Annotated in this window: 11 protein-coding genes; 6 read left to right on the plus strand and 5 right to left on the minus strand. The window is 62.3% G+C overall.

Annotated elements, in window-relative coordinates:
- Positions 1-35 precede the first annotated feature (35 nt).
- Positions 36-572, minus strand: coding sequence for a hypothetical protein (locus ADU59_RS20430; protein ID WP_068956004.1), 537 nt, complete (start codon positions 570-572; stop codon positions 36-38).
- Positions 559-3,189: a leucine--tRNA ligase gene (leuS, locus tag ADU59_RS20435; protein WP_068956005.1), complete on the minus strand. Its 2,631-nt coding sequence runs from the start codon at positions 3,187-3,189 to the stop codon at positions 559-561. Before leuS ends, ADU59_RS20430 begins: the two co-directional genes overlap by 14 nt.
- A gap of 223 nt (positions 3,190-3,412) precedes the next feature.
- Between leuS and ADU59_RS20440 the strand changes: the two genes are divergently transcribed.
- On the plus strand, positions 3,413-4,072 hold the full coding sequence (locus tag ADU59_RS20440) for a YggS family pyridoxal phosphate-dependent enzyme (protein WP_068956006.1): 660 nt from the start codon (positions 3,413-3,415) through the stop codon (positions 4,070-4,072).
- A 102-nt stretch (positions 4,073-4,174) separates the two neighbouring features.
- Positions 4,175-6,091 carry a propionyl-CoA synthetase gene (locus ADU59_RS20445; protein WP_068956007.1) on the plus strand — a complete coding sequence of 639 codons (1,917 nt, stop codon included), beginning with the start codon at positions 4,175-4,177 and terminating at the stop codon, positions 6,089-6,091.
- Positions 6,092-6,315: 224 nt separating this feature from the next.
- On the opposite strand, the gene ADU59_RS20450 is transcribed toward ADU59_RS20445, so the two are convergent.
- The gene (locus ADU59_RS20450; RefSeq protein WP_068956008.1) at positions 6,316-7,347 is read right to left on the minus strand and encodes a purine-nucleoside phosphorylase; all 1,032 of its coding nucleotides are present in this window, start codon (positions 7,345-7,347) and stop codon (positions 6,316-6,318) included.
- Between ADU59_RS20450 and ADU59_RS20455 the strand changes: the two genes are divergently transcribed.
- Entirely contained in the window at positions 7,346-7,540 is a 195-nt protein-coding gene (locus ADU59_RS20455) for a hypothetical protein (RefSeq protein ID WP_068956009.1), read from the plus strand. The genes ADU59_RS20450 and ADU59_RS20455 overlap by 2 nt on opposite strands.
- Before the next feature lie 133 nt (positions 7,541-7,673).
- On the opposite strand, the gene ADU59_RS20460 is transcribed toward ADU59_RS20455, so the two are convergent.
- Positions 7,674-8,375, minus strand: a complete 702-nt coding sequence (locus ADU59_RS20460; RefSeq protein ID WP_068956010.1) for a DUF1013 domain-containing protein — start codon at positions 8,373-8,375, stop codon at positions 7,674-7,676.
- Positions 8,376-8,611: 236 nt separating this feature from the next.
- On the opposite strand from ADU59_RS20460, the gene acs reads away from it, so the two are divergent.
- Positions 8,612-10,561, plus strand: coding sequence for an acetate--CoA ligase (gene acs, locus ADU59_RS20465; protein WP_068956011.1), 1,950 nt, complete (start codon positions 8,612-8,614; stop codon positions 10,559-10,561).
- Between the two features lie 198 nt (positions 10,562-10,759).
- Here acs and ADU59_RS20470 read toward each other — a convergent pair whose 3' ends face one another.
- Positions 10,760-11,008 (minus strand): DUF1674 domain-containing protein, encoded by a 249-nt coding sequence (locus ADU59_RS20470; RefSeq protein WP_068956012.1) that lies wholly within the window; start codon positions 11,006-11,008, stop codon positions 10,760-10,762.
- A 70-nt stretch (positions 11,009-11,078) separates the two neighbouring features.
- On the opposite strand from ADU59_RS20470, the gene htpX reads away from it, so the two are divergent.
- Positions 11,079-12,038: a zinc metalloprotease HtpX gene (gene htpX / locus ADU59_RS20475; protein WP_068956013.1), complete on the plus strand. Its 960-nt coding sequence runs from the start codon at positions 11,079-11,081 to the stop codon at positions 12,036-12,038.
- The gene (locus tag ADU59_RS20480; protein WP_068956014.1) at positions 12,035-13,453 is read left to right on the plus strand and encodes an RsmB/NOP family class I SAM-dependent RNA methyltransferase; all 1,419 of its coding nucleotides are present in this window, start codon (positions 12,035-12,037) and stop codon (positions 13,451-13,453) included. Before htpX ends, ADU59_RS20480 begins: the two co-directional genes overlap by 4 nt.
- Positions 13,454-13,542 lie beyond the last annotated feature (89 nt).

A 13,542-nucleotide genomic window follows, 5' to 3' on the forward strand; every position in this document is an offset into this window, starting at 1 on the left:
CCGCCACCTCATGCTCACCTGTCGCCGGGGATCGCTCAGCGGCCGAGCGCTGCTGCGATATCGGCGCGGATGATTTCGGCAAGCTCCTTGGCGGCGCGCTTTTCGCCGTCCTTGATGGCGCGCAGCTTGGCGAATTCCTGCTGCGGGAAATCGACCAGCGCCACGGCGCTGCGATTGCCGGAGCGAACGGTTTCACCGGTGTCGACGCGCGTCAGATTGTAATCGCCCATCACGACGATGCGGCCGGCGCCGGCGGTATCGGTCGTATTGTCGCCGCTCACGCGCTGGTCATAGAGTACACCCGTCACCGTGCTGGTGACATTCAGCGCCATCCTGTATTCCGGTTTGGCTGGTTCGCCCGCGCCACCCGAGGTCAGGAAGATCAGCGCGTTGCGCACCTCCTGCTCGACGCGGTCGCTGGCTTCGGAAATCTCGATCGAGGCCAGCGCCTTTGCGGTTTTGCCCTGCGGTCCGTCCGAATAGAGCGGCTTGACCTGGCAGCCTGCAAGGGCGGCAAGGGCACCGAAAGCCAGAAGCTGCGCGTATCTTTGAGCTTTTTCAGACAACGACATTCACGATCCTCTGCGGCACGACGATGATCTTCTTCGGGCTTTGTCCGTTCAACGCAGTCTTGACGGGCTCGAGTGCCAGGACGGCGCTCTCGATCGCAGTCTGATCCGCATCGCGCGCAATTGTCAAATCGGCGCGCTTCTTGCCATTGATCTGTACCGGCATCGTCACTTCGTTCTCGGCCACCAGCGCTTCGCTGTAGACCGGCCAGGCCGTCTGGGCAACCAGACCCGTACCGCCGATCTCCTGCCAGCATTGCTCGGCCAGATGCGGCATCATCGGCGCAACCAGGGTAATCAGGATCGACACGGCATCCTTGACGGCGGCGGTGGTCGCCTGGTCGGCGGTTCCCGCGGCCACTTGCGTCAGCGGGCTGGAAAGCGCGTTGACGAGCTCGTAAAGCCGCGCCACGGCCTTGTTGAAGGCCAGCTTGTCGTAGTCGGCCTGCACGGCCTTCAGCGTCTTGTGGGCCAGCTGCGAGATTGCCAGCGCCGGGCCACCGGTGGCCGGCTGTGCTGCCGTTGCCTTCAGCGCGTCGGATGCTTCGGAGATCAGCCGCCACAGGCGCTGGACGAAGCGGTGCGCCCCTTCGACGCCGGCTTCCGACCAGATGACATCGCGGTCCGGCGGGGAATCGGAGAGAACGAAGAAGCGGGCGGTATCGGCGCCGTAGGAGGCGATGATATCGTCGGGATCGACGACGTTCTTCTTCGATTTCGACATTTTCTCGATCGAGCCGATCGCCACCGGTTCGCCGGTTTCGATCAGGCTTGCCTGCCGTTTGCCATCGGTTTCGACGATGACGATTTCGGCCGGCGTCACCCATTCGCGCTGGGCGCCCTCGCCGCGGCTGTAGGTTTCATGCACGACCATGCCCTGCGTGAACAGGCCCTTGAAGGGCTCGTCGAGACCCGCATGGCCGGTGGCTTTCATGGCCCGGGTAAAGAAGCGCGAATAGAGCAGATGCAGGATCGCGTGCTCGATACCGCCGATATACTGGTCGACTGGCAGCCAATGATCGACAGCGGCCGGATTGGTCGGTGTCTTTTCCCAAGGGGCGGTGAAACGGGCAAAATACCAGGACGAGTCGACGAACGTGTCCATCGTATCGGTTTCACGCCGCGCGTCCTTGCCGCATTGCGGGCAGGCAACGTGGCGCCAGGTCGGATGGCGGTCCAGCGGATTGCCCGGCTTGTCGAACGTCACGTCGTCGGGCAGCTTGACCGGCAGATCGGCCTTCGGCACGGCAACGACACCGCAATCGTCGCAATGGATCACCGGGATCGGGCAGCCCCAGTAGCGCTGGCGGGAAATACCCCAGTCGCGCAGGCGGAAATTGACCTTGCGCTCGGCCTGCGGCGCATCGCCGAGCGATGTCTGCTCCAGGGTGGAGGCAACCTTGGCGAAGGCCTCCTCGATCGTCAGACCGTCGAGGAACCGCGAATTGATCATCACGCCGTCGCCGCCATAGGCCTCATCGCCAATGGCAAAGCTTGCCGCGTCGCCGTCTTTCGGCATGACCACGGCGATAACCGGCAGATCGTATTTGCGGGCGAAGTCGAGGTCGCGCTGGTCGCCGGAAGGGCAGCCGAAAATCGCGCCGGTGCCATAGTCCATCAGCACGAAATTGGCGACATAAACCGGCAGCTCCCAGCTCGGATCGAGCGGATGCCTGACCCGGATTCCGGTGTCGATGCCCTTCTTCTCAGCCGTCTCCAGTGCCGCCAGCGATGTGCCGGCCCGACGGGTCTCCTCGCAGAAGTCCGCGATTTCATTGCTGTGCCGTGAAGCTTCACGTGCCAGCGGATGATCGGCGGCGATCGCCAGGAAGGACGCGCCAAACAGCGTATCCGGCCGTGTCGTATAGACCGCGACTTCCGTTGCCTCGCCGGCCTTGTCGTTCGGCACGATCTCCCAGCGGATGGTCAGCCCTTCCGAGCGGCCGATCCAGTTCTTCTGCATCAGCCGGACCTTTTCCGGCCACTGGTCCAGCGTGTCGAGCGAATCGAGCAGGTCCTGGTTGAAATCGGTGATGCGGAAGAACCATTGGGTCAGTTCGCGCTGTTCGACCAGCGCGCCCGAGCGCCAGCCGCGCCCGTCGATCACCTGTTCATTGGCCAGAACCGTGTTGTCGACCGGATCCCAGTTGACCTTCGACTGCTTGCGGTAGACCAGCCCCTTTTCCAGGAAATCCAGAAACAGGTGCTGCTGATGCTGATAATATTCGACGTCGCAGGTGGCGAATTCGCGTGACCAGTCGAGCGACAGGCCCATGACCTTCAGCTGCGCCTTCATCGAAGCGATGTTCTGATAGGTCCAGGAGGCCGGATGGACGCCGCGCTCCATGGCGGCATTTTCCGCCGGCATGCCGAAGGCATCCCAGCCCATCGGATGCAGCACGTTGTAGCCACGAGCCCGCTTGTAGCGGGCAACGACGTCGCCCATCGCGTAGTTGCGCACATGCCCCATATGGATCCGGCCCGACGGATAGGGAAACATCTCGAGCACGTAGTATTTTTCGCGCGGATCGTCGTTGTCGGTGGTGAAGACGTTCTTCTGGTCCCATTCCTGTTGCCAGCGGGGTTCAGCATCGCGCGGATTGTAACGTTCGGTAGCCATATGATCGATGTTCCGGAAATGTGGGCGAGGGGAAATCAGCCCCTCCAATATTTGGCGTGACCTTCACCATGAAACAAGCGTAGCGTCAAGTTTTGGAAGGCTTTGCGGCAAAAACTTTGACGCATTTGACCGGCGCTTGCCGATTGCGGCTTGGCAGTCGCGCTTTGTTTGACTATTGCGCCACAAGGGTTTTCCCGCCTGATTTTGGATGGAGACGATGGCGATGCGCGTCGAAGAGCAGTTGAACGATGTCCTGAGCCGGATTCGCGATGGCGAAGCCGCGGCGAACCGCAAGACCGGTTCGGTGTCGCTGGTGGCCGTGTCGAAAACGTTCGATGCCGAGACGATCCGTCCTGCCATCGCTGCCGGTCAGCGGGTGTTCGGCGAAAACCGGGTGCAGGAGGCGCAAGGCAAGTGGCCGGCGCTGAAAGCGGAAACATCCGGCATCGAACTGCATCTGATCGGGCCGCTGCAATCCAACAAGGCGGCCGATGCCGTGGCGCTGTTCGATGTCATCGAGACGATCGACCGCGAAAAGATCGCCCGTGCCGTCGCGGCAGAAATCACCCGGCAGGGCAAGCCGGTTCGTCTCTATGTTCAGGTCAATACCGGGCTTGAGCCGCAGAAGGCCGGCATCGCGCCGGATGATACGCTGGCTTTCGTCACCCTTTGCCGGGAAACCATCGGCATTTCCGTGGAAGGCCTGATGTGCATTCCGCCGGCGGACGAAAATCCCGGCCCGCATTTCGCGCTGCTTGCAAAGCTTGCCGAACGCTGCGGGCTGACGAAACTCTCCATGGGCATGTCCGGCGATTTCGATGTCGCCGTCCAGTTCGGTGCGACGAGCGTACGTGTCGGCTCCGCTATTTTCGGAACGCGCTGACGCATGTCCTAACGCTTTCGTCTGGCTTCTCTGCGCCCCGCCAATCTCCTATGCTCCGCCTCGGAGGCCGGTTCGTCCGGTATGGGAGTGGAGGAGACGGCTATGGCGAGCAGCTATTCCGAGGTTTACGACGCGTGGAAACAGGATCCGGATGGCTTCTGGGCCGAAGCGGCGCGGGAGATCGACTGGTTCCGGCCATTCGATCGGGTTTTTGATCCGCAGTTGGGCGTCTATGGCCGCTGGTTTCCCGGTGGTGAAACCAATACCTGCTTCAATTGCCTGGATCGTCACGTTGCTTCGGGCCGGGCCGGCCAGGATGCGCTGATCTATGACAGCCCGGTCACCGGCACGGTCGAGCACTGGACCTATGGCGCCATGCTCGACGAGGTCGTGGCACTCGCGGCCGTCTATCGCGATCTGGGGATCGGCAAGGGCGACCGGATCGTCATCTATATGCCGATGATCCCGCAGGCTGTGTTTGCCATGCTGGCCGCTGCCAGGATCGGCGCTGTCCATTCCGTGGTTTTCGGCGGTTTCGCGGCAAGCGAGCTGGCGACGCGGATAACCGACAGCGCGGCAAAGCTGGTGGTGACGGCCAGCTGCGGCATCGAGGCCGGGCGCACCATCGCCTATAAACCGCTGCTCGATGCAGCGATCGGGATGAGCCGGCACAAGCCGGCGCATTGCCTCGTGTTCCAGCGGCAAGCCCTCAAGGCCGATCTGCAGACTGGCCGGGATATCGATTTCGCCTTGGCCGTCGCCGCAGCCAGGGAACGCGGCGCGCAAGCCCCCTGCACGCCGGTTCTGGCCACCGATCCGCTCTATATCCTCTATACGTCGGGAACGACCGGCCAGCCGAAAGGCGTGGTGCGCGACAATGGCGGCCATATGGTCGCGCTCACATGGTCCATGCGGCATTTCTTCGGCACCAGGCCGGGAGAGGTCTTCTGGGCGGCCTCCGATATCGGCTGGGTCGTCGGCCATTGTTATATCGTCTACGGACCGTTGCTGAACGGCAGCACGGCAATTCTCTACGAGGGCAAGCCGGTGGGCACGCCGGATGCCGGGGCCTATTGGCGGGTGATCGCGCAGCATGGTGTCACCACGCTGTTCACCGCGCCGACAGCCTTTCGCGCCATCCGCAAGGAGGATCCGCAGGGCGATCTGATCGGCGGTTATGACCTTTCGGGTTTCAGGGCGCTTTTTCTGGCAGGCGAGCGCGCCGATCCGGATACGGTCGGCTGGGCGGAGGCAAAGCTCGGTGTTCCCGTCATCGACAACTGGTGGCAGACCGAAACGGGCTGGCCGGTTGCCGGAAATCCGATCGGGCTTGGGCTTTTGCCGGTCAAATATGGCTCGGCGGCGGTGCCTCTGCCCGGATACGACGTCCAGGTGCTTGACGATGCCGGCCATCCCGTCGGGCCCGGAACGCTGGGCAATGTGGTGATCAAGCTGCCCCTGCCGCCCGGATGCCTGCCGACATTCTGGAACGCGGATGAACGCTTTCGCGAGGCCTGCCTGTCCGAATTTCCCGGCTACTACCGCACCGCCGATGCCGGCTATATCGATGAAGACGGTTATATCTTCATCATGTCGCGCACCGATGACATCATCAACGTTGCCGGCCATCGTCTCTCCACCGGTTCGATGGAGGAGGTTTGTGCCAGTCACGCGGATGTGGCGGAATGTGCGGTTATCGGTATCGCCGATCCGATCAAGGGCCAGGTGCCCGCCGGATTTCTGGTGATCAACGCCAATGTTTCCCGTGAAACGTCGGATATCGAGCAAGAGGTCATCGGTCTTGTTCGCGAACGGATCGGACCCGTTGCCGCCTTCAAGACGGCGATCTGCGTCCAGCGTCTGCCAAAGACGCGGTCGGGCAAGATCTTGCGCGGCACGATGCAGAAGATCGCCGACCGCGAAAGCTGGAAGATGCCGGCAACGATCGACGATCCGGCGGTGCTCGATGAAATTGCTGCGGTGCTGCAGGCGCGGGGCATAGGGATCTCCAGCCGGTAAAGAACGACCCTTAGCCGGAGTCCCACGTGGCAGCCGAAAAACGGCCGCGCAATTTCAGCACGGGCGCCGGTCGCGGCTGTGACGAGGGGCAACCTTCGACGGCCGGGATTTAGACATCGGAGAGAAGGGGGAGGTTGCCACTGTTCGTTCGTGGCAGACCTCGCATCGCTTGATCGCCGCCATGCCCGGTCGCCCGTGGGGCGGTCGGGGATAGCGCGGCTGTCTTAGTTGTTGGGCACGCCTTTCGACCAGGCCGGCCAATCGGTGATGACGGCATTCGCGAATGTCGAGCCGACACGGTAGGCATTGGCCGTGGAGGGAAGAAAGCCGCCGGATTCCGCCGACAGGGATTCCGCCGCCGTCTGCCCCGGCGCCTCGCGGTCGAAATTGGAGGCGGTGCGCAGCAGGGCAATCCGGTCGAAATCGAGGAGCCCGGCATCGGCGCCCCGGCGCAGTGCGGTCAGCGAGGCATTGTCCTCCATCTGGGTGGTGCAGTAATTCGCCTTGCCGTCGGTCACCAGAGATGCCCATTGCTGCATGCCCTCGGCAATCTTCGAGCCATGCCAGTAGGTGTCGATCGAGACCGTGTCGCAGATCGCAACGATCGGGGCGCTGCTGCCCGGACCTGCCGGATAGGTGGCGCGGTAGGCTTTTGCCTTGTCGCTATCGGCGAGCTCAACCGTCTTCGTCAACGCGAACGCTTTTTCGAGCAGCGCTTCGTTGAGCTTGTAGACCTCGGTCCCCGCCCCCCACTTGGCTTTTTCGCCCGGATGTTTGGCGCCCAGCGCGATCATGCCGTTTGGCCAGTCGGAGGGGATCTGGCGCGGGTCGATGTCGTGCCGCAGCCCGCCGTCGATGGCATAGCGTGCCCAGAGCGCAGAGCCGAGTGTTGCGTCATTCGGATCGACGCCGGCAATGCCCGCGATCAGGACATAGGTCTGCCTGAAATCGAACAGGCCGCTGTAGAGCACAGCCGATACGGAACTTGCGGCATTGGCAAAGCCCATGGCGGTGGTCATGACGCAGAGGCCCTCAGTGTCGCAGGCGACGTCCGGGTATTCCTTCGAAAGGCCCGGAACCTTGATCTTCGTTTCGAGCTTGCGCCCTTCGATCCAGGGTTTGGCCTCTTCGCCGAACATGGTGACGACGAGAACCTTTGGCGCAACGACATCTGCGGCGAGGGCCATTGTGGCCGTGGAGAGAACAGCCGAGGCCACGGCTGCGATGGGGGCGAGAATGGAAAGGAGGCGAGGCATGCGGGATTCCTGGATTTGGCATGAAGAGGACTTGGGCATGAAGGGAAACGATTTGCCCGATTGGCGGGGCAGACCGATGCAGCGAACGAAGCAAGATTCGCGCCAGCCATCCTTCCCGATCGGTGGATCGATCGCAAGCCTGCATAAGGCGGCAAAGCTGAACCGCGCCGGCGATCGTTGCGGATCTGCTTGATGGCCCCAAGGCAGATTGCCGCTTCAACCGGCAGAACTTGCCTTTACCGCGCTCAATGGGCGTGCCCGCGTTTGACAATAAAAAACCCGGATCAGCCGATCCGGGTTTTGCAGTCGGGAACGATGTGTTCCGATCAGTAGGCGTCGTCTTCGTCCTCGTCCTTGCGGTCGGACTTGAGGGCCTTGAGCTTGGAGAAAACGGCGTCGGCGTCGATTTCCTTTTCTTCCTCACGCTCGTAGGAGAACGGCAGCTTTTCGGTTTCCCGCGAGGCTTCCAGCGTCGCGCCGAGTTCGGCGGCGGTCGGCAGTGGGCGGCCCTTGGAGGCGCGTTCGACTTCGAGGTCGAGGTCGATCTGGGTGCACAGGCCAAGCGTGACCGGGTCCATTGCCGTCAGGTTGGTCGAATTCCAGTGGGTGCGCTCGCGGATCTGCTCGATCGTCGACTTGGTGGTGCCGACGAGACGCGAGATCTGGGCGTCCTTCAGTTCCGGATGGTTGCGCACCAGCCAGAGGATGGCGTTCGGGCGGTCCTGGCGCTTGGAAACCGGGGTGTAGCGCGGGCCCTTGCGCTTGTTGTCCGGCACGCGAACCTTCGGCTCGGAAATCTTCAGCTTGTGGTTCGGGTTGCCCTCGGCGCGGGCGATTTCGTCGCGCGACAGCTGGCCGGTGGCGATCGGGTCGAGGCCCTTGATGCCCTGCGCCGATTCACCGTCGGCGATTGCCTTGACTTCCAGCGGGTGCAGCTTGCAGAACGTGGCGATCTGTTCGAACGACAGGGCCGTGTTGTCAACAAGCCATACGGCCGTCGCTTTGGGCATAAGCAGTTGTTGAGCCATGGATATAGTCCTTCTGTCCGTCCGCGCCGGTGTCGCGGGCCGTGGGGTGTAACCACTTTAATTTCCGGGAAATTAGCGCCTCTATACCTGCGTCGTCGCAGAAATGCAATTCTTCTTGAAGAAATGACCTTTTGTCTAATGGACGCCGTGCCTTGACCTGATATGTATGGCGCCCGAAGTGGGTGCGCGCGAGGAGATGTGCCGCCTGAAACGGCCTGTACAGGGAGGAAATTCGAATGTCCGTGAAAACCTATCCGGTGCTGGAACCAGCCAAGCAACGCGCTCTCATCGACGACGCGACCTATCAGGCGTGGTACCGGCAGAGTGTCGCCGATCCTGAAGGTTTCTGGGGCGAGCACGGCAAGCGGATCGACTGGTTCACGCCCTATACCAAGGTCAAGAATACCTCTTTCGAGGGCGACGTTTCGATCAAGTGGTTCGAGGATGGCGTCACCAACGTCTCCACCAATTGCATCGACCGGCATCTGGAAAAGCGCGGCGACCAGGTGGCGATCATCTGGGAAGGCGACAATCCCTATGACGACAAGAAGATCACCTATCGCGAACTCTACGAACATGTCTGCCGCCTCGCCAATGTGCTGAAGGCAAACGGCGTTCAACAGGGTGACCGCGTCACCATCTACATGCCGATGATCCCGGAAGCGGCCTATGCGATGCTCGCCTGCGCCCGCATCGGCGCCGTGCATTCCATCGTGTTCGGCGGTTTTTCGCCGGATGCACTGGCCGGACGCATCGTCGATTGCCAGTCCACCTTCGTCATCACCGCCGACGAGGGCCTGCGCGGCGGCAAGCCGATCCCGCTGAAGGCCAACACCGATCAGGCGATCGAAATTGCCGGGCGCGGTGGTGTCGAGGTCAAGTCCGTCGTCGTCGTCCGCCGTACCGGCGGCAAGGTCAATTGGTTCTCCGAGCGCGACATCTGGTATCATCAGGCTGTCGCGACCGTGGAAGCCGATTGTCCGCCGGCGAAGATGAAGGCGGAGGATCCGCTGTTCATCCTCTACACGTCCGGCTCGACCGGAAAACCGAAGGGTGTGCTGCACACGACGGGCGGTTACCTCGTCTATGCCTCGATGACCCACCAATATGTCTTCGATTATCACGATGGCGATATCTACTGGTGCACCGCCGATGTCGGCTGGGTCACCGGCCATTCCTATATCGTCTATGGTCCGCTCGCCAATGGCGCCACGACGCTGATGTTCGAGGGCGTGCCGACCTATCCGGATGCCGGCCGTCTCTGGGACGTGGTCGACAAGCACAAGGTCAATATCTTCTATACCGCGCCGACCGCCATCCGCGCGCTGATGGGCCAGGGCGATGCCTTCGTCACGCGCTCGTCGCGCACGTCGTTGCGCACGCTGGGCTCGGTCGGCGAGCCGATCAATCCGGAAGCCTGGGAATGGTACTATCATATCGTCGGCGAGGACCGCTGCCCGGTGGTCGATACCTGGTGGCAGACGGAAACCGGCGGCATCCTGATCACCCCCCTGCCCGGCGCCACGGCCCTGAAGCCGGGTTCGGCCACCCGCCCCTTCTTCGGCGTGCAGCCGCAGCTGGTCGATGCCGAAGGCAAGGTTCTGGACGGTGCCGCCGACGGCAATCTCTGCATCACCGACAGCTGGCCGGGCCAGATGCGCACGGTCTACGGCGACCACGAGCGCTTCATCCAGACCTATTTCGCCACCTACAAGGGCAAATATTTCACCGGCGACGGCTGCCGCCGGGATGAGGACGGCTATTACTGGATCACCGGCCGTGTCGATGACGTGCTGAATGTCTCCGGTCACCGCATGGGCACGGCCGAAGTCGAATCGGCGCTGGTCAGCCATGATGCGGTCTCCGAAGCTGCTGTCGTCGGCTATCCGCACGATATCAAGGGACAGGGCATCTATTGCTATGTGACGCTGATGGTTGGTCAGACCGGTTCGGACGATCTGCGCAAGGCGCTGATCACCCATGTCCGCAAGGAAATCGGCGCCATCGCCTCGCCCGACAAGATCCAGTTTGCCCCCGGCCTGCCGAAAACCCGCTCCGGCAAGATCATGCGCCGCATCCTGCGCAAGATCGCCGAGGACGATTTCGGCGCACTGGGCGACACCTCGACGCTTGCCGATCCGGCGGTTGTCGATGACCTGATCGCCAATCGGCAGAACAGGAAATAATAGGCTGAACGCCGAGCCATTCGACAGCGGAATGGCTCGGGTTGTTGACCGGGATAAGCAAGTCTTCGCTTCGCGTCCGCCGTCATAGGGCGAGACATAGCCCGCTCCGACGCAGTTCTTGAGCCGGATTCTGGTGAGAGAAACATCGGTGAAAGAAAGTACACCGGCCAGCAGGCGACCTAAATAGGAATAATTTCCTTAGAAATCGATCGCCCGGCCGTTGATCTCCCAGTCACCGAAGCGGACCGGTTCGGCCCCGCCGCGTCCGCCCAGTTCTTCCGGCAGGTTCAGCGGCTGCTGTGCCTTTCGGCGTTCCTCGGCTTCCGCCAGGGCCCGCCGCGCCGCCGGCGAAAGAGGCTTGCGCGGCTCGACGGCCGCATTGTCATTGTCGTTCTGCATGCGAATTTCCGCGAAAATGTTGAAGAAAGCGCCGAATATCCCCATCATATAGGAAACCCGCGTCGAAGCGAAACCCGTGATTCACGTGAAACGTTGGCAAACCCTTGGAGATTGACTGATGAACCTCATGCGCACTGCCATGCTTCTGGCCTTCATGACCGCATTGTTCATGGCGGTCGGTTTCCTGATCGGCGGCAGGGGCGGCATGATGATCGCGCTGGTCATCGCTGCCGGGATGAATTTCTTTTCTTACTGGAATTCCGACAGCATGGTGCTGCGCATGTACCGCGCCCAGGAGGTCGATGAGCGCACGGCGCCGGAATATTACGGCATCGTCCGCGATCTCGCCCGAAATGCCGGTCTGCCGATGCCCAAGGTCTATGTCATCGACAATCCGCAGCCGAATGCCTTTGCCACGGGCCGCAATCCGGAAAATGCCGCCGTTGCCGCTTCCACGGGCCTGTTGCAGGCTCTTTCCTACGATGAGGTTGCCGGTGTGATGGCGCATGAACTGGCGCATGTGCAAAACCGCGACACGCTGACAATGACCCTGACCGCGACCTTGGCCGGTGCGATCTCGATGCTCGGCAATTTCGCCTTCTTCTTTGGCGGCAATCGCGAAAACAACAATCCGCTCGGTTTCATCGGCGTGCTGGTGGCGATGATCGTCGCGCCGTTTGCGGCGATGATCGTGCAGATGGCCGTCAGCCGCACGCGTGAATATTCCGCCGACCGGCGCGGCGCCGAGATCTGTGGCAAGCCTTTGGCGCTGGCCTCCGCGCTGGCCAAGATCTCCAATTTCGCCCATCAGGTGCCGAATGACGAGGCCGAGCGCAATCCGGCCACCGCCCATATGTTCATCATCAATCCGCTGTCGGGCGAGCGCATGGACAGTCTGTTTTCCACCCATCCGGCCACGGAAAACCGCATCGCCGCCCTTCAGCAGATGGCAGCAGAGATGCAACCGGTCTCGACGCCGCCGGTCAGGGCTGATAATCCGGTGCGCAAATCGCGCTCCGTGCCGCCGACAGGCTGGGGTCGCGGTGGTTCGCAACCACCGAAAGGTCCCTGGTCTTGACGTCCGACGACAATAAAAACGATTCGAATCCGAAACGAAACAACCGCCCGGCCCGCACCCGCGGGCAAGGCCAGGACAATCCGGCCTTTGAGCGCAGCGACAAGCCCGGCATCCGGGCCCGCCAGGCGGCGGCCAAGATGCTGGCGGCCGTGGTTGACCGCAAGACCTCGCTGGACGGCATGCTGGATGCCGGCAATGGCAATCCGGTCTATCGCGAACTGAACGAGGCCGACCGCGCGCTTGTTCGCGCAATCCTGAACTCGGCATTGCGGCAATTGCCGCGTATCGAGGCGATGATCGGCTCGCTGCTGCAGAATCCGTTGCCGGAAGGCGCCCGCGCGCTCGATCATGTTCTGACGGTTGCCGCCGCGCAGATCCTCTATCTCGATATTCCCGATCATTCCGCCGTCGACCTCGCGGTCGAGCAGGCGCAGATCGATCCGCGCAACAAGCGTTTCGCCAGCCTCGTCAATGCCGTCCTTCGCCGCATGTCGCGCGAAAAGCAGGATCTGCTCGACAATGTCGGCGAAAAAATTCCGGCGATCCCGGCCTGGTTTCACAAGCGCCTGGTCGCCTATTACGGTGCCGATGAGGCGGCCCGCATCGCTGACGCGCTTTTGACACCGGCGGCCATCGATCTAACCGTCAAATCGGATGCCAAGGGTTGGGCAGAGCGCCTGAACGGCCGCCTGCTGCCGACCGGCTCCATCCGTCTGGCCGGCTTTTCCGGCGCGGTTCCGGCTCTTTCGGGCTTCGACGACGGCGAATGGTGGGTGCAGGATGCCGCCGCCGCCCTTCCTGCAAAGCTTTTCGGCTCGCTCACGGGAAAGCGCGTGGTCGATCTCTGCGCTGCGCCGGGCGGGAAAACCGCGCAGCTCATTCTGGCCGGGGCCGATGTCACGGCGCTGGACCAGTCGGCAAGCCGCCTGAAGCGTCTTCAGGGCAATCTCGCCCGTCTGGGGCTGGAAGCGGCGACGCAGGAAATCAACATGGCCGATTTCCGCACGCAAGAGCTGTTCGACGCCGCGCTGCTGGATGCGCCCTGCTCCTCGACCGGCACGATCCGCCGCCATCCCGATGTCCTGTGGACCAAGGGACCGGAGGATATCGAGAAACTGGCCGTGCTGCAGGAAAAGCTGCTGCGCCATGCGCTGACGCTGGTCAAGCCGGATGGTCTCGTGGTCTTTTCCAATTGCTCGCTTGACAAGCGCGAGGGCGAAGAGGTGACCGAGCGCGTTCTTGCTGGCGGCAATTGCGAACGTGTGGCCATCGATCCCGCACAGTGGCCGGGGCTGGAGAGTGCCGTCACCTCGCTTGGCGAGTTCCGCACCACGCCGGCGATGATCCCGCCACAGGATGGTTTTTCCGGCGGTCTCGATGGTTTCTATGCCGTCGTCCTGCGCCGCAAGGCCTGAAGGGCACCGTTGTTCCCACACTGTTTTCGGTCGTCAACAGGCCAATTTCGCGCGTCAATTGACGCATCGGGTGCATTTGCCTAACAATA

The sequence above is a fragment of the Pararhizobium polonicum genome (assembly GCF_001687365.1).
GTDB lineage: Bacteria > Pseudomonadota > Alphaproteobacteria > Rhizobiales > Rhizobiaceae > Pararhizobium > Pararhizobium polonicum.